This window comes from Haloferax elongans ATCC BAA-1513 (assembly GCF_000336755.1).
Classification (GTDB): Archaea; Halobacteriota; Halobacteria; order Halobacteriales; family Haloferacaceae; genus Haloferax; species Haloferax elongans.
Map to the genome: position 1 here is coordinate 152,131 of NZ_AOLK01000011.1, position 23,280 is coordinate 175,410.

The 23,280-nt window shown below is 64.0% G+C and carries 22 protein-coding genes; 12 read left to right on the forward strand and 10 right to left on the reverse strand.

From position 1 onward, the window contains the following. Window positions 1-87: 87 nt before the first annotated feature. Window positions 88-2,241: a twin-arginine translocase subunit TatC gene (gene tatC / locus C453_RS03075; protein WP_008322644.1), complete on the reverse strand. Its 2,154-nt coding sequence runs from the start codon at window positions 2,239-2,241 to the stop codon at window positions 88-90. Window positions 2,242-2,372: 131 nt separating this feature from the next. Between tatC and C453_RS03080 the strand changes: the two genes are divergently transcribed. Beyond that, window positions 2,373-3,797, forward strand: coding sequence for a twin-arginine translocase subunit TatC (locus C453_RS03080; RefSeq protein ID WP_008322645.1), 1,425 nt, complete (start codon window positions 2,373-2,375; stop codon window positions 3,795-3,797). A 117-nt stretch (window positions 3,798-3,914) separates the two neighbouring features. Here C453_RS03080 and C453_RS03085 read toward each other — a convergent pair whose 3' ends face one another. Next, window positions 3,915-4,388, reverse strand: a complete 474-nt coding sequence (locus C453_RS03085) for an SRPBCC domain-containing protein (protein ID WP_049907520.1) — start codon at window positions 4,386-4,388, stop codon at window positions 3,915-3,917. Window positions 4,389-4,462: 74 nt separating this feature from the next. Here C453_RS03085 and C453_RS03090 point away from each other — a divergent pair, with 74 nt between their 5' ends. Then, window positions 4,463-5,107 carry a histidine phosphatase family protein gene (locus C453_RS03090; protein WP_008322647.1) on the forward strand — a complete coding sequence of 215 codons (645 nt, stop codon included), beginning with the start codon at window positions 4,463-4,465 and terminating at the stop codon, window positions 5,105-5,107. Window positions 5,108-5,124: 17 nt separating this feature from the next. On the opposite strand, the gene larE is transcribed toward C453_RS03090, so the two are convergent. Further along, window positions 5,125-6,003 (reverse strand): ATP-dependent sacrificial sulfur transferase LarE, encoded by an 879-nt coding sequence (gene larE, locus C453_RS03095; RefSeq protein ID WP_049907483.1) that lies wholly within the window; start codon window positions 6,001-6,003, stop codon window positions 5,125-5,127. Between the two features lie 139 nt (window positions 6,004-6,142). Between larE and C453_RS03100 the strand changes: the two genes are divergently transcribed. Then, complete coding sequence (locus C453_RS03100; protein WP_008322649.1) at window positions 6,143-8,134, forward strand: MutS-related protein; 1,992 nt, start codon at window positions 6,143-6,145, stop codon at window positions 8,132-8,134. A 9-nt stretch (window positions 8,135-8,143) separates the two neighbouring features. Here C453_RS03100 and C453_RS03105 read toward each other — a convergent pair whose 3' ends face one another. Next, on the reverse strand, window positions 8,144-8,698 hold the full coding sequence (locus tag C453_RS03105) for a GNAT family N-acetyltransferase (protein ID WP_008322650.1): 555 nt from the start codon (window positions 8,696-8,698) through the stop codon (window positions 8,144-8,146). An 87-nt stretch (window positions 8,699-8,785) separates the two neighbouring features. On the opposite strand from C453_RS03105, the gene C453_RS03110 reads away from it, so the two are divergent. The 4 genes from C453_RS03110 to rpiA all read left to right on the forward strand — a co-directional run bounded on the left by C453_RS03110 (window position 8,786) and on the right by rpiA (window position 11,981). Then, the gene (locus C453_RS03110) at window positions 8,786-9,049 is read left to right on the forward strand and encodes a hypothetical protein (protein ID WP_008322651.1); all 264 of its coding nucleotides are present in this window, start codon (window positions 8,786-8,788) and stop codon (window positions 9,047-9,049) included. 123 nt (window positions 9,050-9,172) lie between these two features. Then, a complete protein-coding gene (locus C453_RS03115; RefSeq protein WP_049907484.1) occupies window positions 9,173-9,877 on the forward strand; it encodes an SDR family oxidoreductase in 705 nt (234 codons plus the stop codon). Window positions 9,878-10,055: 178 nt separating this feature from the next. Beyond that, the gene (locus C453_RS03120) at window positions 10,056-11,180 is read left to right on the forward strand and encodes an ORC1-type DNA replication protein (protein ID WP_007544282.1); all 1,125 of its coding nucleotides are present in this window, start codon (window positions 10,056-10,058) and stop codon (window positions 11,178-11,180) included. A gap of 114 nt (window positions 11,181-11,294) precedes the next feature. Further along, entirely contained in the window at window positions 11,295-11,981 is a 687-nt protein-coding gene (gene rpiA / locus C453_RS03125) for a ribose-5-phosphate isomerase RpiA (RefSeq protein WP_008322653.1), read from the forward strand. 122 nt (window positions 11,982-12,103) lie between these two features. Here the strand turns inward: rpiA and C453_RS03130 are convergent, their stop codons facing one another. After that, complete coding sequence (locus tag C453_RS03130; RefSeq protein ID WP_007544286.1) at window positions 12,104-12,271, reverse strand: DUF1931 family protein; 168 nt, start codon at window positions 12,269-12,271, stop codon at window positions 12,104-12,106. A 184-nt stretch (window positions 12,272-12,455) separates the two neighbouring features. Between C453_RS03130 and larB the strand changes: the two genes are divergently transcribed. The 3 genes from larB to C453_RS03145 all read left to right on the forward strand — a co-directional run bounded on the left by larB (window position 12,456) and on the right by C453_RS03145 (window position 14,901). After that, window positions 12,456-13,211, forward strand: a complete 756-nt coding sequence (gene larB, locus C453_RS03135) for a nickel pincer cofactor biosynthesis protein LarB (protein ID WP_049907521.1) — start codon at window positions 12,456-12,458, stop codon at window positions 13,209-13,211. Window positions 13,212-13,216: 5 nt separating this feature from the next. Beyond that, window positions 13,217-13,459, forward strand: coding sequence for a GIY-YIG nuclease family protein (locus tag C453_RS03140; protein WP_008322655.1), 243 nt, complete (start codon window positions 13,217-13,219; stop codon window positions 13,457-13,459). Window positions 13,460-13,527: 68 nt separating this feature from the next. Beyond that, the gene (locus C453_RS03145) at window positions 13,528-14,901 is read left to right on the forward strand and encodes a phosphoglucomutase/phosphomannomutase family protein (protein ID WP_008322656.1); all 1,374 of its coding nucleotides are present in this window, start codon (window positions 13,528-13,530) and stop codon (window positions 14,899-14,901) included. A gap of 31 nt (window positions 14,902-14,932) precedes the next feature. Here C453_RS03145 and C453_RS03150 read toward each other — a convergent pair whose 3' ends face one another. The 4 genes from C453_RS03150 to samp2 all read right to left on the reverse strand — a co-directional run bounded on the left by C453_RS03150 (window position 14,933) and on the right by samp2 (window position 16,647). Next, window positions 14,933-15,301 carry a DUF7344 domain-containing protein gene (locus C453_RS03150; RefSeq protein WP_008322658.1) on the reverse strand — a complete coding sequence of 123 codons (369 nt, stop codon included), beginning with the start codon at window positions 15,299-15,301 and terminating at the stop codon, window positions 14,933-14,935. Between the two features lie 90 nt (window positions 15,302-15,391). Continuing rightward, window positions 15,392-15,772 carry a GNAT family N-acetyltransferase gene (locus C453_RS03155; protein WP_008322663.1) on the reverse strand — a complete coding sequence of 127 codons (381 nt, stop codon included), beginning with the start codon at window positions 15,770-15,772 and terminating at the stop codon, window positions 15,392-15,394. Between the two features lie 86 nt (window positions 15,773-15,858). Further along, window positions 15,859-16,350 (reverse strand): redoxin domain-containing protein, encoded by a 492-nt coding sequence (locus C453_RS03160; RefSeq protein ID WP_008322664.1) that lies wholly within the window; start codon window positions 16,348-16,350, stop codon window positions 15,859-15,861. 96 nt (window positions 16,351-16,446) lie between these two features. Then, the gene (samp2, locus tag C453_RS03165) at window positions 16,447-16,647 is read right to left on the reverse strand and encodes a ubiquitin-like small modifier protein SAMP2 (protein WP_008322665.1); all 201 of its coding nucleotides are present in this window, start codon (window positions 16,645-16,647) and stop codon (window positions 16,447-16,449) included. 118 nt (window positions 16,648-16,765) lie between these two features. Here samp2 and C453_RS03170 point away from each other — a divergent pair, with 118 nt between their 5' ends. After that, a complete protein-coding gene (locus C453_RS03170) occupies window positions 16,766-17,749 on the forward strand; it encodes a replication factor C small subunit (protein WP_193788048.1) in 984 nt (327 codons plus the stop codon). Between the two features lie 21 nt (window positions 17,750-17,770). On the opposite strand, the gene C453_RS03175 is transcribed toward C453_RS03170, so the two are convergent. After that, window positions 17,771-20,095 (reverse strand): sensor histidine kinase, encoded by a 2,325-nt coding sequence (locus C453_RS03175; RefSeq protein ID WP_008322667.1) that lies wholly within the window; start codon window positions 20,093-20,095, stop codon window positions 17,771-17,773. 288 nt (window positions 20,096-20,383) lie between these two features. Between C453_RS03175 and alaS the strand changes: the two genes are divergently transcribed. Continuing rightward, window positions 20,384-23,152, forward strand: a complete 2,769-nt coding sequence (alaS, locus tag C453_RS03180) for an alanine--tRNA ligase (protein WP_008322668.1) — start codon at window positions 20,384-20,386, stop codon at window positions 23,150-23,152. Window positions 23,153-23,280: the final 128 nt, after the last annotated feature.

The following is a 23,280-nucleotide window of genomic DNA, read 5'->3' on the forward strand; positions in this document are numbered from 1 at the left end:
TTACGATAATACTTACGCCTTTTCAACGGCTCTCAGCCCTGAGAACCTTCCTGACAGCAGATTTTGACAAGAAAATTTGACGGCGGCCTACTCTGCCGCGCCGCGTGCGGGAGCGAGGTTCCGTCGCCCACCGAGTGTTACCACGAACAAGATTCCGAGACCGATGCCGTAGGCGGCCATCAGCGGAATCGTCACCATGAACATCGTCGTGATGCTCGCGGGCGTGAAGACTGCCGACAGCGAGAGGATGAGGACCGTCACCTCGCGCCAGCGGCTCCGCATCGTCTCGTAGGTGATACCGGCCGTGTTCAGGAGTATCATCAGAATCGGCACGTCGGCGAGGAGGCCGATACCGGCCGTCGTGAAGAAGATGAGCCAGAAGAAGTTCGTGATGCGGTAGGCGACAATCATGTTCGCCGCGATGGCGTCCTCGACGAGGAACGTGATGACCGTCGGCGCGATGTAGCTGTAGCCAAGCGCGAAGCCACCGAGGAGTCCGCCGGTGAGCGCGCCCGTCCACAGGAAGACGCTGCGACGGCGCTGGTGAATGACGTTTCGTTCGCGGAGTGCGGGCCACGCGAAGTACGCAAGCAGCGGGACCGTCGCCATCGCGGCCAGAATCGTCGAGAACTTCACCTCGAAGATGAGCGCCTCCATCGGGTGGAGGGCGACGACGTTCAGCACCTCTTCGGGCGTCACTGCGGCGGGAAGACGGCTGAGGAAGTCCTCGTACACGTCCCGGATACCACCAGTGTAGAGCCAGCCGAACGTGCCCGCGAGGACGAGCATGAACCACCCGACCAGCCAGAACGCTCGCGAGGTGAGCGACTCGACGATGAACGCGATGTCGGTGTAGTAGCCACCGATATCGTCCTCGTCGGTTTCGCCGTCAGTAAGCTCTGAGAAGAACGCGCCGCCAGCGCGAGTCGTCCGCTCTTCGAGTTCGCTGGACTCTTCCTCGTCGGATTCGGTGGCCTCTCTGTCGGCCTCCGCCTCGTCGAAGCGGTCGAGGATGGCCTGTGCCTTCTCCGTGTCGTCGTCGTCGATAGCGGCGGACGCGAGCGCCATCGCGTCGTCTTCTTCGAGGTCGACGAAGACCTCGGGTGGTGCCGCGCGGACGCCGTTGGCGTCGAGTGCCGAGAGGTCGAGTTTCGTCGGGTCACCGACGCCGACCTCGGTGCGTTCGAGGCGTTCGATGTCGCGGTAGACGAAGTACCCGAGGGCGAAGACAAGGCCGACGAGACCGCCAGCGACGACGAACGCACCCAAGACGAGTTGCGACCCGGCGTCGTAGAACACGTAATCGCTGCCCGCCGCGTCGAGGCTGGCGTTCGCGAGTTCGACGCCGCCGTACTCGTAGAAAGCGTAGACGAGCAGCCCTGCGACCACGCCGATCCCGGCGAGCAGGTTCCAGTGCGACGTTGCGGTCGACTTGAGGTCCATCTTCTCGCTGCCGCGCTTGGCCGTGACGACGACCTTGGCGAGATAGAGGCTGAAGCCGTAGAGCGAAATCACCGGCACGGCCCACATAATCTGCGTGAATGGGTCCGGCGGGGTGAACAACGCGCCGAACGCGAAGATGCCGACGACGGCGTGCCGCCACTTGTCGCGGAAGGTCTCGTAGCGGACGATTTCGGCGTACGACAGGCCGGTCATCGCCAGCGGAAGTTGGCTGGCGAGACCGAACGAGAGCGTGAGCAGGAAGATGAACTGTGACCACTTCACGATGGAGTAGGTCGGCGTGAACCCCGCGGAGAAGGCGTTCTTCGCCAGGAATGCGAACGTGAACGGGAAGAACACGAAGTAGCCGTAGGCGACGCCCGCCGCGAACAACACGACCATCGTCAGGCCGATGAGGACTAGTTTCCACGGCGCGACGGGTGACTTCGGCCACGCGCCGCGGGCTTTCAGCGCGTCCCTCGCGAAGTAAATAAACGGCGGGAGTGCCATGATGATGCCCACGACGAGCCCGATTTTCGCCTGGAGGAGGATGACGTCGAACGGCGTCTGTGCGATGATTTCGAGGACTCCCTCGGTTGACGCGTCCATCTGGGCGACCGTGACGCCTTTGAAGAAGTCCCAGACGTACAGTCGGAGGGCGTAGAACGTCCCCAGAAAGCCGATGAGGAAGACGATGAAGACTTTCTGGAGGTCTTTTTGCGCCGCTCGAAGCATCGCACCCGCGGTCTCACGGCCTGCGGCGAGTGCCTGTTGGGTGTCGTCGTCGAGGGCGCTGGACATACCTACGTGGCGAAAGCAGTCTGGCGGTTATCAATCTTTTTCACCGAACCCGTCACAGTCGGGGGTCTCGACGCGTTCCGACGGCCCAATCCGAAAAGACCTATAACAAGCCGGAAGCGTAGGTCACCTGAATGGCGGACGAGGCGCGCGACGCGGAACGGTCTCCGGACGACGACGAGGCCGACGCGTCGGACGACATCGTCGATGCCGACTCGGAACCTTCGGACGACACAGCCGACGGCGACGGCGAGGAGTCGACGGAAAGCGGGTTCGTCTACGGCCGCGTGGAATCACGCGACGAGACGGAGAGCGACGCGTCTGACGAGACAGAACGCGGTGCTGTCGCCGAGACCGATGCAGACGCCGAGGCTGACGTTGACGCCGAAGCTGAACCGGACGCTGACGCCGACGTAGAGGCAGAGTCGGCGTCGGAGTCGGGCTCAGACACTGACGCGGACGACGCTGACGTGGACTCTGACTCCGACAGCGACGTGGACACCGAACCGGACGCCGACTCCGATTCGGACGCCGATTCCGAAGACGACGACACGGAGTCGGTCCCGAGCAACGTGTCTCGGATGGTCCCCGAATCTGAGACAGATTCAGACGCTGAAATCGAGGACGACTCGGGCGACGACATCGAGACGCCCACTGCAATCGACGCGGAAACGGCTCCCGGCGGTGACGACCCGGTCGATTCGTCCGAACTCCCCTACGCAGAGGGGGACTCGCCGGTGCCGAGCCCCGAAGCCGACAGTCTTGTCGACGACGGCGTGATGGGCTCCGCGCCCGAGAGCGACCAGGAGATGCCGCTGACCGACCACATCGAGGAGATGATTCGTCGGTTGGCGGTCGTCTTCGCGGTCGCTGGGACCATCACACTCCTGTTGTTCCCTGGCGCGGACATGCTCAACGCGTACGTCAATACCGGCCTGCCGAGTGCGACGGACGTCATCAACTTCCTCTGGAACACGCACATCCCCTCGGCGGCCGAGATGGCAGACCGTCGCCCGCGCCTCTACGGCCCGCTCGAACTCATCCTCACCAAACTCAAAGTCGCGGGTCTCGCTGGGACGGTCATCGGGCTTCCGGTGTTCGTCTACGAGACGTATCTGTTCATGCGCCCCGGGCTGTTCCCCAAGGAGCGCAAGTACTACCTCGCGGCTGTCCCGACGAGCCTCGTCCTCGCTATCATCGGCGTCACGTTCGCTCACTTCGTCGTCCTCCCGGCTATCTTCGCGTACTTCACCTCGTACACTGAGGGGACGGCGGTCATCGCATTCGGCCTGAAAGAGACGTTCAACCTCATCCTCATCCTGATGGGCTACATGGCAATCGTCTTCCAGATTCCGCTGTTCGTCCAGTTGGCCATCATGATGAACTTGGTCACGCGACAGTGGCTCGAAGACCGCCGCCTCCTCTTCTGGGGCGCGTTCCTCGGGCTTGCGTTCCTCGTCAGCCCCGACCCGACCGGGATGGCACCAATCATCGTCGGCGCGACGATGATTGTCCTCTTCGAGGGGACGCTCGCGCTCTTACGCTGGACTGGAAACTAACCCCCGTCTATCATTTCCCGCGTTGGTGTGGCTCGTCACCTGTTCGAACTGCCAGTCGCTGGAAGACCCCGGCCGTGACTCTTGCCGGGTCTGCGGCGACTCGCTGGACTAATCTTTTCAGGCTGACTCGGTCGCCTCTCGCTCTTCAGCCTCGACGAGCCCTTCGACGCGTACCTTCAACGCCTCGTTCATCGCTTCGAACCCCTCGCGCGTCTGGTCGCCGATACGCCAGAGGATAACTCCGGCGAGGATGCCGGAGAACTGTTCTGCGTGTTCGAACCGCGTTCGCTCGCCGCCATCGAGCGATTCGAGGTGGAACCGATGTTCGCCGTCGAAGAGGCCGGGAACGAGAAGGTGGCCGAGCCACCTGAATTCCCGGTGTTTCTCACAGTGCGTCACGTCGGGTTCGAACACCGATTCGCGCTCGCCCGGCGGCATGAGATGAACGGTCAGCGTCGCGCCCTCGTTGACTCGGCCCGCGACGCGCATGAAGGGATTCCACTCGTGGTAGTGGTCGAAACCGACGAGTACGTCCCACACCCGCTCGGGCGGCGCGTCGATTTCGATGCTCGTAGTCAGTTCACGCGTCATAGAGACATCTTCGTCGGCCAGCACCGTGAATCTCGCGCGGAACGTTCATTGCGGGTGCGACGAGAGACGGAAACATGGCAACCCTTCTTCTCGCCCGGAGCGGCGAGACGACGTGGTACCGCGAGGGGCGTGTGCAGGGGTGGGCACCCGTTTCGCTGTCCGACGACGGACGGCGACAAGCAGACGCGCTCGCACGCCACGTCGAACGGGCATACGGCGTCGACCGTATCGTCACCTCGGACATCGAACGCGCACGCGAGACGGCACAGTTCGTCGCCGACGCGGTCGGTGTCGAACCAGCGTTCGACCCAGCGTGGCGCGACCGCGACGCAGGGTCGCTTCAGGGACTCGACGCCAGAGGCGTCTTTGCGAAGTACCCGCAGTACGCGCTCAGAGATGTCGGCGTTCCGGCGACGCGAGAGCGACCCCCGAGCGGGGAAAGTCTCGTCGAGGCGCGCCGCCGCGTCGTCACGGCGTTCGATGGACTCGTCGGCTCACTGCACGACGACGAGACGGTCGTGGTCGTCACCCACGGGACGCCGGTTCGCCTCGTCCTCGGGGCGGTGAAAGAACTCGATACTGTCGATGCGATACTGGCGCAAGAACTCGACCACGGGTGTCTGTGTGAACTCGACGTCGCAGTCGCGACGGACGACGTGGCCGACGAGCCAACCGTGACTGTCGTCACGGAGAATTTGTCGCAGTTCGACGCGGACTGACGCGGGTCGCTGGCTGGTTACTTTCGCATCGGGTAGTCTTGTGCGAACACGTCGTCGACGAGCAGGTCGTCTTCGTCCTCGTCGGCGGCGGGGCTGACGCTGCCGGTTCGGTAGCCGTGTAAGTCGAGGGTGACGTGGTCGAAGCCGACATCTTTGATGTGGTCACGGGCGGCGCGCACGAAGTCGGGGTCGAGCGCGTGCTCCAGTTCGTCTGGGGCGACTTCGATGCGCGCGAGGCCGTCGTGGTCGCGGACGCGGAACTGCTCGAAGCCCCACGTTCGGAGGATGCGTTCTGCCTGCTCGACGCGCGAGAGACGTTCTTCGGTCACTTCGAGACCGGTCGGGATACGCGACGAGAGACAGGCCATCGAGGGCTTGTCGGCGACGGAGAGACCGTACTCGTCGGCGATTTCGCGGACTTCGTCTTTCGTGATGTCGTGTGCGAGAAGCGGTGAGACGACTTCTAACTCTTCGACAGCGCGAAGCCCCGGGCGGTGGCCTTCCCCGGGGTCCGAGGCGTTCGTTCCGTCACAGACCGTCTCGATGTCGCGCTCGCGGGCGGCCTCGTACATCCGGCCGAGGCGCATCGTCCGGCAGTGGTAACACCGGTCGTCGTCGTTCGTCACGAAGTCCGGATTGTCGAGTTCGGAGAATTCGACGACGACGTGTTCGATGCCGATTTCGTCGGCGACGCGCGCCGCGTCTTCGAGTTCGGCTTCGGGAAGGGTCTCGCTCTTGGCTGTGCAGGCGACCGCGTCCTCGCCGAGGGCGTCGAACGCGAGGGCGGCGACCACACTGGAGTCTACGCCGCCGGAGAAGGCGACGAGGGCACTGTCTCGTTCCGCGAGTGCCTCGCGTGCTGCGTCTGCCTTCGCCGCGGCGTCTCGCTCGCTCATGCGCCCTCCTTCCAAGTCGAGTGGCAAAAGCCCCTCGTCACCGGCGCGCTCGGCCGCAACTTTCCGAATCGGCGCGGAACCCACCGACGGCGGAGACGACGTACCACTTTTTGTCCCTTGCCGCGATAGGTGCGCCCGAATGGACTTCGAGACCATCCCGGGCGTCGGCGAGAAGACGGCAGCGGCGCTCGCGGAACTCGACGACGCCGAGCGAGCGCTGACAGACGGCGACGTCGCGGCGCTCGCACGAGCACCGGGGCTGACGGAGGGAAGGGCAGCAGCTATCGCGCGCGGAGCCATCCGCCGCGACCACGACGACCCCGGCGGCTTCCTCGCTACCGACCGGGCCTCGGAGTTGTATCGCGACGCACTCGGCCTCTTGCAAGACCGCACGGTCACCGACTACGCCGAGAAACGACTGGAGACGCTGTTTCCGACAGGCTCCGCCTCGCGCATCGAAGAGGTCCGCGAGTTCGCCCGCGACGCCGCCGACATCGGCCCCGACCCTGACGTGCTGGCGGCGCTTTCGGGCGTCGAACCGCTCTCGGACCCGAAACCGCGTCGCGTCCGCGAGCGCTGTCTCGCCACCGCCGACGCCGAGCGCTACGCCGCGGCGAAGGAGGCGTTTCCCGAACTCTCTATCGAAGTCGTCGAAGACGCGCGCGGTATCGGCGAACTCGCCCGGTCGTACTCGACTGTCATCGTCCTCGACGAGTCATTCGCGGGCATCGACGTGGACGGCGACGTGCGCGTGCTTCCGGACGCTGCCGAGCGCACACACGAAGTCGTTCCCGAGCGCCTCCTGACGTTCTTCGCCGAGAACCGCGAGGCGCTCGTCGCCGCGGCCGAGGTTCACGACGCCGCGGGCATCGACCCGCCGTGTGACCTCGACGCGCTCCGCGATGCGCTCTCTCGTCTCGACGACGACGGAACCATCGTTGGCGACGACGAACTCCAGCGACTCACGGCCGCGGTGGACGACATCGACGCCGCCGTCTCGACCGCGGAATCAGTCGCCAACGACCGCCTCCGCGACGTGATTCGCGAGCGCGACGTGACTATCGAAGGGACTGATTTCCTCTCGTTGGTCGAACAGGGCGCGCGCGTCGATTCCCTGCTCTCGCGCGAACTCGAAGACGAGTTCGACGAGGCACTCGCGGCCGCGCGCGACCACTTCGTGGAGTCGCTGGGGCTCCGCCCCGGCGAAGCCGACCTCACGGACCGCGTCTTCCCGGAGAACCCCTCGTTCCCGCTCGAACACGAGGAAGAAGCAGTCAGTCGCCTCCGAACCGAACTCAAGGCCGCCCGCGACCGCCGCGCCGCGAAACTGAAAGCAGACCTCGCCGCGGACCTCGGCGACCTCCGCGAGCCGGTCGAGACGCTGGTCCGCGACGCGCTCGAACTCGACGTGCGCCTTGCTATCTCGCGGTTCGCCCGCGACTTCGACTGCGTCTTCCCCGAATTCACAGGCGCTGCGGGCGACGACGGCCTCGGAACCTTCGCCATCGAAGCCGGGCGCTCACCGCTTCTCGACGTGGATTTCGAGGATGTGGACCCCGTCGATTACGAAGTCTCGGGCGTCACGCTCCTCTCGGGCGTCAACAGCGGTGGGAAGACATCGACACTCGACCTCGTGGGTCTCGTGGTCGTCCTCGCCCACATGGGGCTTCCCGTCCCCGCGGAGTCGGTTCGTCTCTCGCGCTTTTCCGAACTCCACTACTACGCCAAGTCGCAGGGGACGCTCGACGCCGGTGCCTTCGAGAGTACGCTTCGAGACTTCGCTGCACTGACTGACGGCGCGGCCGACCGGCTCGTCCTCGTAGACGAACTGGAGAGTATCACCGAACCCGGTGCGTCGGCGAAGATTATCGCCGGAATCCTCGAAGAACTCGCCGAGCAGGGCGCGGCCGCCGTGTTCGTCTCCCACCTCGCGGGCGGCATCCGCGAGGCGGCGGACGTTCGGGTCGCAGTGGACGGCATCGAGGCTGTCGGCCTCGAAAACGGCGAACTCGTGGTGAATCGCTCGCCCGTCAAGGACCACCTCGCCCGGTCGACCCCGGAACTCATCGTCGAGAAGTTGGCTGGTGACAGCGACGGTGAGTTCTACGACCGACTCCTGAAAAAATTCTAAAGTCCGCGTTCACTTCTCCGCCTGCCACTCCTCGCGAAGCAGCCCGTACCGAACCAAATCCCGGTAGGCACCGTCGACGTACATCAACTTCCGCTGTCTCCCTTCCTTGACGAAGCCGAGCGATTCCAGCAGGCCGCGAGAGGCGTCGTTGAATGCGTACACTCCAGCGCCGATTGCGGGGGTGTCGTAGGTCCGAAAGGCGTAGTCGATGGCGAGTGAGACGGACTCTTTCCCGTACCCCTCGCCGTGAACGTCGGGAATTAGCCAGTAGCCGAGTTCCGGGCGCTTGTAGTGGGCGTCGGCGACGCTTATCTGTCCGATTCGCGTGATGTCGTCTTCGTCCGGGTCCGCCGGGTCGGCGTCGGCGGATTCGAGACAGACGAGAAGCTGGTCCGGCGCGTTGCGGTCGTCCGATATTTCGTACTGCTCGCGGTTCATGACCGGGTTCCCGAGCGTGTACCGAAGTTCGGGATTCGCGGCCGCCCGCTGGATGAACGGGACGTCTTCGGTTTCGACAGTTCGGAGCGTGACGCGCTCGCCGCTCGTGACAATTGCGCCGGGCATGGGTGGAGTGCCGAGGGAGGCGCAATACGCTTTGTGTGTCGTCGCTCCTATCACGCTACTTATAGTGTTTTAGAGACACATTTGGCCGTGCCCTCCGATTCGCTCTCACCCGAAGAACAGTACGAGATTACCTATCAGGCGACGAAAAACGCCATCTGGGACGTGCTCGGAACAGCGGTGTATCTAGTGTTTCTCATCTTTGCGGTCGCCATTGCGCTGTTCGCTATCGCATTCCCGGCGATTGGGTCGCTCGCGACTGGAGACGTGAAACCGTTCGTCGTCGGCGTTGCGGTGCTCGGCCTCGCTGTCGTGGGATTCGGTTCCTATCGTATCTACCAACTGGTTCAGTAGGTAACGTATCGACTCGTCAGTTCCCAGCGAACCGTGGTGACGAGCGCCACGATTACGACGAGAATCGACCCGAGCGAGTTCTGCATCACGAATCGTTTTGCACCATCGACGTGACGCCACTGTATGCACGATTCTCCAGTCGCACTTGTCACCGCAAGTAGTCGTGGCATGGGCGCGGCGTGCGCCCGCCGACTCGTGGACGATGGCTACACGCCCGTCCTCTTGTCAACGTCCGGTGCCGCCGTCCACCTCGCAGAAGACCTCGGCGGTGTCGGGTTCGAAGGTTCCGTGACCGACTCCGACGACCTCGCAGCGATGGTCGAGGCCGCCACGGAGACGTACGGTCGACTCGACGCCGTCGTCAACAATACCGGCCATCCACCGACTGGCGATTTGCTCGACATCACCGACGAGGAGTGGCGCGAGGGGATGGACCTCGTCTTGCTCAACGTCGTCCGCATGGCCCGACTCACGACGCCACTCTTGCGTGAAGGCGACGGCGGAAGCGTCGTCAACATCTCGACGTTCTCGGCGTACGAACCGTCGCCCGATTTCCCCGTCTCGTCGGTCCTGCGTGCGGGGCTTGGTGCCTACACGAAACTCTACGCCGACCGGTTCGCGGCCGACGGCGTGCGGATGAACAGCGTGCTCCCGGGATTCGCCGACAGTTACGAAGTCGACGACGAGACTCGCGAGCGAATTCCGATGGGCCGACCCGCTTCCGTCGAGGAAATCGCCGACTCCGTCGCGTTTCTGGTCTCCGACGAGTCGAGTTACATCACCGGCCAGAACCTCCGCGTCGATGGCGGCCTGACGCGACACGTCTGACGACTGGAACCGATTTTTCTGGGGTGACAGCGGTGCCGTCTCACGCTACCCGTGGCAATCCCGTCGGGTCCGCTCACTTCGCTCACTCTCCCGACGACGTTCCACTCGCTTCGCTCGTGGCACTCCCGTCCGGCGTCGCGGTAAACGATTAAGTCCCCGGCGCGTGGTACTCTACTCGATGAGGGAGGACCCCGAAGAGGGGATGTTGTCGTGGGACGAGACAGTGTTCCGCGACGAGCACGTCTTCGAAATCGACCACATCCCGGAGACGTTCAACCACCGCGAGAGCCAACTCCGAAGCCTGAAGTACGCGCTTCGCCCGGCAGTCCGGGGTTCTCGCCCCCTGAACACGATGGTTCGCGGACCACCCGGGACTGGTAAGACCACCGCCGTCCAGAAGCTCTTCGGCGAGTTGGGCACGCAGTCGGGGGTTCGCACGGTCCGGGTGAACTGCCAGGTCGATTCGACCCGGTACGCGGTGTTCTCACGGGTCTTCGAGCACATCTTCGAGTACGAACCCCCGTCGTCGGGCATCTCGTTCAAGAAGCTGTTCGGCCAGATTACCGACCGCCTCGTTGAGGACGACGAGGTGCTGGTCGTCGCGCTCGACGACGTGAACTACCTGTTCTACGAGAACGAGGCCTCCGATACGCTCTATTCACTGCTTCGCGCCCACGAGGCACATTCCGGGGCGCGCATCGGCGTTATCATCATCTCCTCGGACCTCTCGCTCGACGTTATCGACGAACTCGACGGACGCGTCCAGAGCGTTTTCCGCCCCGAAGAGGTGTTCTTCCCCCGGTACGACGTGAACGAAATCGTGGACATCCTCCGCGGTCGAACCAAACGCGGCTTCCACGAGAACGTCATCGGCGACCCCGAACTCGACCGGGTGGCCGAACTCACTGCCGACAGCGGCGACCTGCGCGTCGGCATCGACTTACTCCGGCGCGCCGGCCTCCACGCCGAGATGCGCGCCTCGCGGACCGTGGACGAAGAGGACGTCGAAGCCGCCTACGACAAGTCGAAGTACGTCCACCTCTCGCGGTGTCTCCGCGGCCTCTCGGACCCCGAGCGTGAACTGGTCCGCGTCGTCGCCGAGTTCGACGGCGAACGCGCCGGTGCGGTCTACGAGGCGTTCAACGAGGAGACCGGTCTGGGCTACACGCGCTACTCCGAACTCGTGAACAAACTCGACCAACTGGGCGTCATCGAAGCCCGGTACACCGAAATCGAGGGTCGCGGTCGAACCCGCGCTATCTCGCTCGCCTACGACGCCGACGCGGTCCTCGACCGGCTCTGACCTCACCGACCACCTTGACCGACTCTGAGGCTCGGCGCCGACTCCGACACCCGCCTCGACTCTCCGCCCTGCGTTTCAGGTTCATTTTTACTCGCTGCCCGAGTCGCCACAGACATGAAGACGACTGGCGGAACCGACGACCAGAAGCGCCGCGCCGCCGAGGCCGCGGTCGAAGCAGTCGAAGACGGGATGGTCGTCGGTCTCGGCACCGGGAGTACGGCCGCCTTCGCAATCGAGGCTATTGGCGACCTCGTCGCCGACGGGATGGACGTTCGGGGCGTCCCGACCTCCTTCGCATCCCGCGAACTCGCCCGCGACTGTGGCGTCCCGCTTGCAGACCTCGACGAAGTCGACGCAATCGACCTCGCAATCGACGGTGCCGACCAAGTCGCCGACGGCGCACTCGTGAAAGGTGGCGGAGCCGCCCACGCCCGCGAGAAAATTGTCGATGCCTTCGCCGACCGGTTCCTTGTCGTGGCAGACCCCTCGAAGATGGCGGACGAACTCTCGCATCCAGTCCCGGTCGAGGTGCTTCCAGACGCCCGAACCACTGTCGCGGCCGCTGTTTCGGACCTCGGCGGCGACGCTGAACTCCGCCTGGCCGAGCGAAAAGACGGCCCGGTCGTCACCGATAACGGGAACCTCGTCCTCGACTGTGATTTCGGAACCATCGACGACCCGGGGCCACTCGCTGCCTCATTGTCGTCGCTTCCGGGGGTCGTCGAACACGGTATTTTCGCCGGACTCGCCGATGTCATCTACGTCGGAACCGACGACGGCGTCGACGTAATCGAACTGTAGGCCGTCGCTACGGCTCGCGCAGCGTTCGTCGCAGCCGCTCGCGGGTTTTCTGTCGTCTGCTGTCGTGCCGAGCGCTGCCGCTCTGGACTGATAATAAATGAAAGAGAGTAGTTGAAACCGGTTTACAGGTCGCGGGGCTGGACCGTCTTACGGTCGTTCTGCTCAGCACGGCGTGCAGCGTCGTCGAGAAGCTCCTTGACTTCCTCGTCGAGAGCGTCGTAGAAGTCCGAGGCCACGTTCTTGTCCTGAAGCGCTTCCTTGACGGCTGCCTTGACAATGAGGTCTGCCATACAGGATATCCTACCGATTCTCCCTTAATAAACGTTCCTATATTGGACGTTAATACCGCCGAATACGGCGGTTATGGCGCTTCTTTGAGGACGAATTTCGGACTGATAGTATCCACTTATATATGTTTTCCGTATCCGAGGGTAAAACGACGGGTATGTGTACGCCTCGGGCCAACGAACGGCCATGCGCGACATTCTGGAGGCTGTCGCGGCGGGCGACCTCTCGCCGGCCGAGGCCGAAGCACAACTCGCGGGATACGCAACCACCGACGCGGGTCGGTTCGACGCCGCCCGAGAGAGTCGTCGTGGACTCCCAGAAGCTATCCTCGCCGAGGGGAAAACGCCGGACGAGACGGCGACGCTCGCCGTCGCAGCGGTCGAAACGAGCGGTCGTGCGCTCGTCACCCGAGCGAGTCCCGCCCACGCGGAGGCCGTCGCCGACGCGCTTCCGAACTGCGACATCGACCGCGACGCCCGCGCTCGGACTATCGTCGCCTGCGAGTCCGGCTACGAAGCACCCGATATCGATGCGACAGTCGGCGTCGTCACCGGCGGCACCTCCGACGCGGAGGCCGCAGGCGAAGCGGCGGTTGTCCTCGAACAGATGGGTGTCTCTGTCGAACTGCTCGAAGACGTGGGTGTGGCCCACCTCGGCCGCGTGCTCGACCATCTCGACTTGCTCCGCGAGGTTGACGTGCTCATCGTCGCCGCCGGTCGCGAGGGCGCGCTCCCGACCGTCGTCGCCGGACTCGTGGATACGCCCGTCATCGGGCTGCCTATCTCGACCGGCTACGGTCACGGCGGCAACGGCGAGGCAGCACTGCTCGGGATGATTCAGTCCTGTACCGTCCTCTCTGTCGTGAACACGGACGCCGGATACATCGCCGGTTCGCAGGCTGGGTTGATTGCGCGGGCTGTGGCGGCTGCTAGAGCCGAGTAACACCTGTGCACTTCGTCTACGTGCTCCGGTGCAGCGACGACTCGCTGTACACCGGCTACACGACCGATGTCGAGCGCCGCGTTGCGGAACACGACGCCGGGGAGGGAGCGAAGTACACGCGCGGGCGCACGCCAGTCGAACTCGTCCACGTCGAGTCGTACGACTCGAAGTCGGCCGCGATGTCCCGCGAGTACGAGATTAAACAGCTCTCCAGACGGCAGAAACTCGACCTCATCGACCAGTCCTAGCAACTCTTTTGGCAGGTCCCTCTGGCGTCGTAACGTAGTTTTTTGCCTCGCGGCGGCGACGTGCGAACATGGACGAAATCTCCTTTGGGACCGATGGGTGGCGAGCCACGTTGGATACGTTCACCGACGACCGCGTTCGCATCGTCGGACAGGCGGTCGCCGACTATCTCGCGGACGAGGGTCACACCGACCCGGTTCTCGTCGGCTACGACGCCCGCGAGACGTCGCCCGGATTCGCCGAGTCGCTCGCGGAAGTGCTCGCCGGAAACGGCTTCGACGTCTTGCTTCCCGAGCGGGACTGCCCGACCCCGCTCGTCGCTTACGCCATCGTCGAACGCGGCCTCTCGGGGGCGCTCATGGTCACGGCGTCGCACAACCCGCCCGAGTACAACGGCGTGAAATTCATCCCCTCCGACGGTGCACCCGCCCTGCCGGAGATAACTGACGCCGTCGCCGACCGTCTTGCCGAACCGGACCTGCTCCCCGAATCGGAGCGCGGCACCATCGAGCGCGTCGATATCGTCTCGCCGCACGCCGACCACGCCATCGACCTCGTCGGCAGCGACCTCTCGAACCTGACGGTCGTCTACGACGCCATGCACGGCAGCGGTCGCGGTGTGACCGACGCGCTCATCGAATCTGCCGGTGCAGAGGTCATTCGCCTCCGCTGTGAGCGCGACCCCTCCTTCGGCGGTATCTCGCCGGAACCCTCGGCTGAGTACCTCGACGGACTCGCCGAAGCCATGGACGAACACGACGCCGACCTCGGCGTGGCGAACGACGGCGACGCCGACCGCATCGCCATCGCAACGCCGGACCGCGGCGTCCTTGACGAGAACCTCTTTTTCGCCGCCGTCTACGACTATCTCCTCGAATCTGATTCGGGTCCGGCCATTCGAACCGTCTCGACGACGTTCCTCATCGACCGAATCGCCGAAGCACACGGCGAGGAGGTCTTCGAGACCGCAGTCGGGTTCAAGTGGGTCGCCGACGCGATGGGCGAACACGACGCCCTCATCGGCGGCGAGGAGTCCGGCGGCTTCTCCATTCGCGGGCACGTCCGCGAGAAAGACGGCGTCCTGATGGGTCTACTCGCCGCCAGCGCCGCGGCCGAGGAGGACTTCGACGCCCGACTCGACCGCATCGCGGCTGAGTACGGCGACATCGTCGCCGACAAGATTAGCATCGACTGCCCGGACTCGGAGAAAGCCCGCGTCATCGACGACCTCGAAGACGAACTCCCCGAAACTGTCGCTGGCCGCGACATCGCCAAGGTCGTCACGCTCGATGGCTTCAAACTCCTCTTAGAAGACGGGTCGTGGCTGCTGGTTCGTCCGTCCGGTACGGAACCGAAGATGCGCGTCTACGCGGAAGCGGACAGCCAAGAGGCCATCAGCGAACTCCTCGACGCGGGCCGCGAACTGGTCGCACCGCTCGTCTAACTCACCGATTCGACCCCGCCGACGGCTTCGATTACTCTTCGCCGGTCTCTTCCGGTCTGACGACGCCGCGATACGACGGCGTGAACAGTGGAAGCGTCTCCGCGTGGTCGGTCAACGTCACTTGGTCGCCGGACCACTCGACGAGGTCCGCCGCTTCGAGTTTCGGCAAGTGGACGTGGACGAAGCCGACCTCCGCTTGCTCGACGATTTGCACGTCTATGTTGTCCGGTGCCCGGTCAGTCGTGCGGCACGCGAGTGCGAGCGCGAGTTCCCGCGTCGAGACTGGGTCCGGCCGCTCGTAGAGGTACTGGAGAACGTACCGGCGCGATGAATCGGAGAGTGCGTCGAATACGAGGTCCCAGTCGGCAAGGAGCCTCTCCGTTCGGTCTCGTTTCGCCATAGGTCGCCTACAACAGTTACTCGACCCGCGCGTATGTCTGTGTCGGTTGATAACACAAACCATATATTATGTCCAAAGTCGCCCAGACCCTCATCCTGAGGAGGCGACACAGACGCCACGAAGTTGGTCGTCTCCCTCGTCGATGTCGAACCCAAGCGATTCGTAGAACGGCCGAACCCGCTCGTCGAAGTCGGCGACGAGACGGCCGCGCCGGGCCAGCGCGTCGCGGACGAGCGTCGTTCCGATACCGCGTCCGCGCCTGCTGGGTGAGACGGCGACGGAATCGACGTAGTCTCCCTCGAGCACGAGCGCGCCGACGACGCGACCTGAGTCGTCGGCGACGAGACAGTCGCCTGCGTCGAGTTTGCCCCGGACTTCTTCGGCAGTCGCTTCGAGGAGGCCAGCGTCGAGGATGCGCACGACCGCGACCAACTCGTCGGGCGTGCCCTCGCGGACGACGATGTCGCTCATCACTCGGTGTGTGATGCGAGAGAAGAAAGGTCCGGTGGGAGCAGTGTGGGGGGGGAACGGAGTGGAGTGGCTGGACCCGTGGACGATTACGACGCGAGGCGGTCGATGCGCTTCAGCAGGTCGTCGATTTCGGGGCGGTCAGAGGGACTCGACCCGCGGTGGGTGTAGGTCACGTCGGGGTCGTCGCCGCGCAGGTCGACGAGCACTGCCTCGGGCATCCGCCCGACCATATCGTGAAGCTTCCCGAGCGCGCCGAACCGCGTCGGTTGGTCGAACTCGTCGCCGACGTCGGCACCGGGGTCGGCCAGAAGCGGGAACGGCAGGTCGTAGCTCCGCTGCCACTTTTCGGCGCGTTCCGGCGGGTCGGGAAGGACGGAGACGACTTCGGCGTCGCGCGATTCGAACTCGTCGTACCGGCGCTTCATCGACTGGACCTGTCGGCGACAGACCTTGCAGTAGTAGTCGCGCTGGAGCAACAACAGGAGGAAGTCGGCGTCGACGGTGGCCGGTGAGAGCACGTCCGGTCCGGCGGCGACGTTCGGCAGTTCGAAGTCGAGGGTGTGGGTGCTGGCTGACACAGTCAGGGATTCGTGAACGTTCGCAATAATCGTCGCCCGGGAGTGCGCCCGGTCTGCCAGACTCCGAAACCCGCGTGTGGCCGGTGACCCGCTGAATCACCCGCCTTTGATGAGCCGAAGCACTTTGACCCGGTCTACTTCGACCGGTTGGTCCTCGGGGACGGGGCGGCCATCGACGAGGACCGACACCTCGTGGGGGCTGAGGTCGACCGCCTTCACGAGGTCCGCGTAGGTTCCGTCCTCGCTGACGGCGACCTCGTGGGTCTCCTCGCCGACGACTTCCACGGTCACGTTCATGCTCGCTCGTGGGATGGCGGCGGATTTCAGTCCGTCGGCTCGGGGCGATTGACCGGTGGCGACACGCCCGCGGCACTGTCTCGGACGGTTTATGTTCGGGGCGACCTGTGGGATGGGTATGAGCGAGGCCGTGGAGTCGGGCGACGCCCCGGCGGGTCGTGAAATCTGGATCGAGAAGTACCGACCGCAGACCCTCGACGACGTCTACGGACAAGAGGAAATCGTCGAGCGCCTGCGCAGTTACATCGAACGCGACGACCTGCCGCACCTGCTGTTTGCTGGCCCGGCGGGCGTCGGCAAGACCACGTCCGCGACGGCTATCGCCCGCGCCATCTACGGCGACGACTGGCGGGGCAACTTCCTCGAACTCAACGCTTCCGACCAGCGCGGTATCGACGTAGTTCGTGACCGAATCAAGAACTTCGCGCGGTCGTCTTTCGGCGGCCACGACTACCGCATCATCTTCCTCGACGAGGCCGACTCGCTGACGAACGACGCGCAGTCCGCCCTCCGCCGGACGATGGAGCAGTTCTCCGACAACACGCGCTTTATTCTCTCGTGTAACTACTCCTCGAAGATTATCGACCCCATCCAGTCGCGGTGTGCGGTCTTCCGATTCTCGCCGCTCGGCGACGACGCCATCGCCGACCAGACTCGCGACATCGCCAAGGCCGAGGGCATCGAACTCACCGAAGACGGTCTCGACGCGCTCGTCTACGCCGCCGGTGGCGACATGCGCCGCGCCATCAACTCCCTGCAGGCCGCCGCGACGACGGGCGAAGTCGTCGACGAAGAGGCAGTCTACATGATTACGTCGACCGCGCGCCCGGAGGATATCGAAACGATGGTCCGAGACGCCATCGACGGCGAGTTCACGGCCGCACGAAAGCAGTTGGAGACGCTCATCGTCGACACCGGGATGGCTGGCGGCGACATTATCGACCAACTCCACCGCTCGGTCTGGGATTTCGACCTCGACGAGCGCGCCGCCGTCCGCCTCATGGAGCGTATCGGCGAGGCCGACTACCGCATCTCGGAAGGCGCGAACGAACAGGTGCAACTCGAAGCGCTGCTCGCGTCGCTCGCGCTCTCGGAGAACTAATCGCAGTCCGGGCGCAATTTCTCACGCCCTAAACTCGAACCGGGCACCGCCCGCCCGTCCCGAGGTGACGATGACCGACCAGCCGTGGGCTTCGGCGATAGACGAGACGATAGCGAGTCCGTAGCCGATACCATCGCCGCCGGTCGTCTCGCCGGGTTCGAACACCTCGTCGCGGCGCTCCGGCTCGATTCCGGGGCCGTCGTCTTCGACGAAAAAGCCGCCGTCGAGGCCGCCCACAGTGACCGAGATGTCTTCTCGACCGTGTTCGACGGCGTTTCGGAACAAGTTGCTGAGTAACTCCACCAGTCGGTCTTTGTCTGCCTCGACTTTGACGCCCTCGGAGACGGTCAACTGGGCGTCGTGTGTCTCAGTTCTCGACCACGCTGCGCGCGCTGCACTCGCCACCTCGACCGGTGCTGTCTCGTCGACGAGTTGGCCACGTCGCGCGAGTGACAGCAGGTCGTCGATGAGTTCCTCCATCTGGTCGAGTGCACCCAGTGCGGTGTCGAATCGGTCTTCCTCGCCTGTCTCCTTGGCGAGTTCGAGATTTCCGCGAGCGACCGAAAGCGGGTTTCGAAGGTCGTGGCTGACGATATTCGCGAACTCTTCGAGTCGTTCGTTCTGCCGTTCGAGCTCGCTTTCGCGCTTCTTTCGCTCGGTGATGTCGGTGTAGATGGCGTAGCCGGACCCACGTTCTTCGCCGGGTGACAGCGGAACGACGTTCAGGATGAACTCGCGGATGCCGTCTTCGGTACGGCGGCGAACCTCGCCGCGATAACTTTCGCCCGCCGCGACGAGGAGTTCGGGGATGCAGTCGCCGTGTTCGCACTCGTTTCGCTCGTCTTCGTCTTCACACGGTATCACCCGGCCGAGAAGGTCGGTGCCGACGACGTCGGCGGCATCGTAGCCGAACGTCTCCTGAAACGCGTGATTCACACATCGAACCGAGACCGTCTCGTTCTCCACGTCGTAGGCGACTGCGGCGTCAGAGACGTGGTCGAAGAGCGCGCTCGACCGGTCGCGCTCCTCACGGAGGTGCGTCTCCGCGTCGATGTGCTCGGCGGCGACGGTGACGTGGGCCATGAGCAGTTCAGTCAACTCGACATCGGCGTCGCCGAACGCATCTGCCTCGAAGGATGCTGCCTGAAACACGCCGAAGTCGCCGATTGGAACGCTCAATACTGCTCGGTACATCCGTTTTGCGGGGCGAGCTTCGGGGTGGTCTCGAACGTCGTCTGCGATGTGTGTCTCACCGGTGGTGTACGCGAGTGCTGCCAACCCGCCGTCCTCCAGTGAGACGCGTTCTGCACCGTCTGCTGGCATGCCAGACGAGATTGCCGTCGGAATGATGGAGTCGTCTTCGACGCGACCGACGTAGCTGATGTCGAATTCGAGAATGTCGTCGCTGATTTCGACGGTTCGTTCGAACAGGTCTTCGAGCGTCGTCGCCGTCGCCAACTCGGTCGCGCCGTGGTGGAGGCGCTCGATTTGTTCGCGACGCTCGGCCATCTCGGCTTCGGAGATGATGCGTGCGCGAGTCTCTGAGACGTATCTTGCGAGCAGTTCGGCCAATCGTCGGTCTGTCTCGTCGTACGCTCCGACCTCGTTCGAGATGGCCTGAAACACGCCGATGTCACCCATCGGGACGCTCACGACCGAGCGATATGCGGGGTCGGCCGGTGCCGCCTCGGGGTGTGTTCGAACGTCGTCGATAAGGAACGACTCGCGGGCCTGATACGTCTGTCCGAGGATGCCTTTGTCGGCCGGAATCGGTCCTGCCTCTTCTACATCGTAGCGGTCACTCGCGCGGAGGTACATGCCGTCGCCCTCGTGGACCAGAAACGAGCTATTGTCGAAGTCGAGGATGTGACCGGCGAGACCGAGTGCTCGCTGGTACAACTCTTCGACCGAATCGGCGGCAATGAGTGTCGTCGTTCCCTCGTACAGTTGTCTGATGCGGTCCCACTCCCCATTCGGTTGCGGCTTGTTCGATTCGGGGGCGTTCGATTGGGACTGTCCGGGTGTGCCCGACTGAGACTGTTCGGGGGCGTTCGTCCGGGATTGCTGGGACTGCGAGAGAACCCATCGAATCTGGGTCTGTAAGCTCTCGCCGTCTCCACAGCGGACGTACGCCGCAAAGCGCCCGGGATTCGAGATGTCTTCCGGTGGGATGTCTGTGTACAGAATCGTCGGGACGTCCCGCGCGACCGACTCGTCGGGGTCCGAGACGATAGCGCACACCGGCTCAGACGATTCTGACGTGTCACTCGACGATGCGACCGTGACCCCGCCACCGAGTTCGAGGTCGCAGTCGACGTCTTCTTCCACGAGAATCGTCGGTTCCATCGCGGGCACGGTATTGCATCGATATGACGGATAGGAAATATATAGTCGTTGCGGCATGTTTCAACACACCGAGTACACTGATTTCCACGCGCACGTACTGGTTAGTCAGATGATGAGTATTTCGGTCACTTAGCCGCGCTGGGCGTTCGTCTGTCGGGTGTTGGATACCCCGCAGTTGGACTGTGAGGAACCCACCGACACGCCACGTATGGGCGAATTTGGCCGGAATCGGGCGTCTGCGTCTATTTCCCGGAACTGTTTTACCCAACGGTAGACCAGACTTTGGCAATGAGCGAACTCGAAGAGGAGTACCGCCTCGACTATTTCGAGGAGGAGGGCTTCTACCGGAAGCAGTGCCCCGTGACGGGTGTCTACTTCTGGACCCGTGACCCTGACCGAGAGACCTGTGGCGAACCGCCAGCGGACGATTACACCTTCATCGACAACCCCGGATTCGACGAGGAGTACACGCTGGAGGAAATGCGCGAAAAGTTCCTCTCGTTTTTCGAGGACCACGACCACGAGCGCATCAACCCCTACCCAGTCGCAGCGAACCGCTGGCGCGACGACGTCCTTCTGACGCAGGCATCTATCTACGACTTCCAGCCACTCGTCACCTCGGGTGAGACGCCGCCGCCGGCGAACCCCCTGACTATCTCACAGCCCTGTATCCGCATGCAGGACATCGACAACGTGGGGAAGACCGGCCGCCACACGATGGCCTTCGAGATGATGGCGCACCACGCGTTCAACGCCCGCGAGGAGGCTGGCGACGAGTACGCCTACGAGGGCGAAGTCTACTGGAAAGACGAGACGGTCCGCCTCTGCGACGAATTCTTCGAGTCGCTCGGTGCCGACATCTCCGAAATCACGTACATCGAAGACCCGTGGGTCGGCGGCGGCAACGCCGGTCCTGCCTTCGAGGTGCTCTACCGCGGTGCCGAACTCGCCACGCTCGTCTTCATGTCGATGAAGCAGGACCCCGACGGCGAGTACGAACTCAAGGACGGCAACTCCTACTCGCCGATGGACACCTACATCGTCGACACCGGCTACGGACTCGAACGGTGGACGTGGGTGTCGCAGGGGACGCCGACGGTCTACGAGGCCGTCTACCCCGACATGATCGACTTCCTCAAAGACAACGTCGGCATCGAGCACACCGACGACGAAGAGGAACTCATCCACCGCGCGGCGAAGCTCTCTGGACACCTCGACATCGACGAAATCGACGACCTCGCGACCGCCCGCGCGGAAGTCGCCGACGAACTCGGCGTCGACAGTGAAGAACTCACCTCGCTGCTCCGCCCGCTCGAAGACATCTACGCCATCGCTGACCACTGCCGCACGCTCGCGTACATGTTCGGCGACGGCATCGTCCCCTCGAACGTCGGAACGGGCTACCTCGCGCGCATGGTCCTCCGTCGCACCAAGCGCCTCGTGGACAACCTCGGCGTCGACGCGCCGCTGGACGAACTCGTGGACATGCAGGCCGAGCGCCTGGACTACCAGAACCGCGACACCATCCGCGATATCGTCCGCAGCGAAGAGCGCAAGTACAGAAAGACGCTCGAACGCGGGTCGCGGAAGGTCCAGCAACTCGCCGACGACTACGCCGACAAAGACGAGCCGATTCCGGTCGACAACCTCATCGAACTGTACGATTCCCACGGCATCCAGCCCGACATGGTACAGGAAATCGCCGAAGAGCGCGGTGCGACCGTCGACATCCCCGACGACTTCTACTCGCTCGTCGCCGACCGCCACGAGCAAGTCGATGCGGGGACCGCAGCGAGCGACCGCGACGAGCGCCTCGGCGACCTGCCCGAGACGGACAAACTCTACTACGACGACCAAGAGCGCACGGAGTTCGAGGCTGTCGTCCTCGACGTGTTCGAGCGCGAGGAGGGCTACGACGTGGTCCTCGACCAGACGATGTTCTACCCCGAAGGCGGTGGCCAACCCGCCGACCACGGGACGCTCTCGACCGACGACACGACGGTCGAAGTGTCTGACGTGCAAATCGAAGGCGACGTGGTGCTCCACCGTACCGACGGCGACCCCGGAAAGGGCGAGTTCATCCGCGGCCAACTCGACGTCGAGCGTCGCCGTCGCCTGATGCGACACCACACCGCGACTCACGTCATCGGCCACGCGATTCGGACGGTCCTCGGCGACCACATCCGGCAGGCCGGTGCCTCGAAGGGCGTCGACCGCTCGCGCCTCGACGTGACGCACTACGAGCGCATCACGCGCGAGGAGGTCAAGCAAATCGAGCGCGTCGCCAACGAACTCGTGATGCGGAACATCCCGGTCAAACAGGAGTGGCCGGACCGCCGCGACGCCGAGAAGAAACACGGCTTCGACCTCTATCAGGGTGGTATCCCGCCGGGAGAGAAGATTCGCCTCATCCACGTCGGCGACGACGTGCAGGCCTGCGGTGGGACCCACGTCAAGCGCACCGGCGACATCGGCGCTATCAAAGTGCTGAACACGGAACCCGTGCAGGACGGCGTCGAGCGCGTCGTCTTCGCGGCTGGTGACGCCGCCATCGAGGCGAGCCAGCGCACCGAAGATTCCCTCTACGAGGCCGCCGAGGTGCTCGACGTGAACGCCGAGGACATCCCCGAGACAGCCGAGCGCTTCTTCACCGAGTGGAAAGAGCGCGGCAAGACCATCGACCGCTTGAAGACGGAACTCGCCGAGGCGCGCGCCGCCGCGGGTGCCGACGACATCGACATCGACGGGACGCCCGCCGTGATTCAGCGACTCGACAGTGACGCTGACGAACTCCGCGCAACCGCGAACGCGCTCGTCGAAGAAGGCAAAGTCGCCGTGCTCGGCTCTGCGGCCGGTGGCAGCGCCCAGTTCGTCGTCGGCGTCCCCGACGATGTCGGCATCAACGCCGGACAGGTCGTCGGTGAACTCGCCGGTAAAGTCGGCGGCGGCGGCGGCGGCCCGGCCGACTTCGCGCAGGGCGGCGGTCCCGACGTCGACGCCCTCGACGACGTGCTCGACGAGGCTCCAGACATCCTCCGGACAGTGTTGAACGCGTAGACCACAGGCCGCTTTCGTTTCTCACGTTTTGGTATAGAAATACCAACAATGTGGTTCCATCAGCTACATTCTGGTACGTAGTCGGGAATAATCGTTCAGATACCCCCCACGAGTACGTAGTTTCAAGT

What these genes read in the sequence shown, in the direction of transcription:
- tatC (WP_008322644.1), bottom strand. Translation starts at nt 2,241, where the DNA reads ATGTCCAGCGCCCTCGACGACGACACCCAACAGGCACTCGCCGCAGGC.
- C453_RS03080 (WP_008322645.1), top strand. Translation starts at nt 2,373, where the DNA reads ATGGCGGACGAGGCGCGCGACGCGGAACGGTCTCCGGACGACGACGAG.
- C453_RS03085 (WP_049907520.1), bottom strand. Translation starts at nt 4,388, where the DNA reads ATGACGCGTGAACTGACTACGAGCATCGAAATCGACGCGCCGCCCGAG.
- C453_RS03090 (WP_008322647.1), top strand. Translation starts at nt 4,463, where the DNA reads ATGGCAACCCTTCTTCTCGCCCGGAGCGGCGAGACGACGTGGTACCGC.
- larE (WP_049907483.1), bottom strand. Translation starts at nt 6,003, where the DNA reads ATGAGCGAGCGAGACGCCGCGGCGAAGGCAGACGCAGCACGCGAGGCA.
- C453_RS03100 (WP_008322649.1), top strand. Translation starts at nt 6,143, where the DNA reads ATGGACTTCGAGACCATCCCGGGCGTCGGCGAGAAGACGGCAGCGGCG.
- C453_RS03105 (WP_008322650.1), bottom strand. Translation starts at nt 8,698, where the DNA reads ATGCCCGGCGCAATTGTCACGAGCGGCGAGCGCGTCACGCTCCGAACT.
- C453_RS03115 (WP_049907484.1), top strand. Translation starts at nt 9,173, where the DNA reads ATGCACGATTCTCCAGTCGCACTTGTCACCGCAAGTAGTCGTGGCATG.
- C453_RS03120 (WP_007544282.1), top strand. Translation starts at nt 10,056, where the DNA reads ATGAGGGAGGACCCCGAAGAGGGGATGTTGTCGTGGGACGAGACAGTG.
- rpiA (WP_008322653.1), top strand. Translation starts at nt 11,295, where the DNA reads ATGAAGACGACTGGCGGAACCGACGACCAGAAGCGCCGCGCCGCCGAG.
- C453_RS03130 (WP_007544286.1), bottom strand. Translation starts at nt 12,271, where the DNA reads ATGGCAGACCTCATTGTCAAGGCAGCCGTCAAGGAAGCGCTTCAGGAC.
- larB (WP_049907521.1), top strand. Translation starts at nt 12,456, where the DNA reads ATGCGCGACATTCTGGAGGCTGTCGCGGCGGGCGACCTCTCGCCGGCC.
- C453_RS03145 (WP_008322656.1), top strand. Translation starts at nt 13,528, where the DNA reads ATGGACGAAATCTCCTTTGGGACCGATGGGTGGCGAGCCACGTTGGAT.
- C453_RS03150 (WP_008322658.1), bottom strand. Translation starts at nt 15,301, where the DNA reads ATGGCGAAACGAGACCGAACGGAGAGGCTCCTTGCCGACTGGGACCTC.
- C453_RS03155 (WP_008322663.1), bottom strand. Translation starts at nt 15,772, where the DNA reads ATGAGCGACATCGTCGTCCGCGAGGGCACGCCCGACGAGTTGGTCGCG.
- samp2 (WP_008322665.1), bottom strand. Translation starts at nt 16,647, where the DNA reads ATGAACGTGACCGTGGAAGTCGTCGGCGAGGAGACCCACGAGGTCGCC.
- C453_RS03170 (WP_193788048.1), top strand. Translation starts at nt 16,766, where the DNA reads ATGAGCGAGGCCGTGGAGTCGGGCGACGCCCCGGCGGGTCGTGAAATC.
- C453_RS03175 (WP_008322667.1), bottom strand. Translation starts at nt 20,095, where the DNA reads ATGGAACCGACGATTCTCGTGGAAGAAGACGTCGACTGCGACCTCGAA.
- alaS (WP_008322668.1), top strand. Translation starts at nt 20,384, where the DNA reads ATGAGCGAACTCGAAGAGGAGTACCGCCTCGACTATTTCGAGGAGGAG.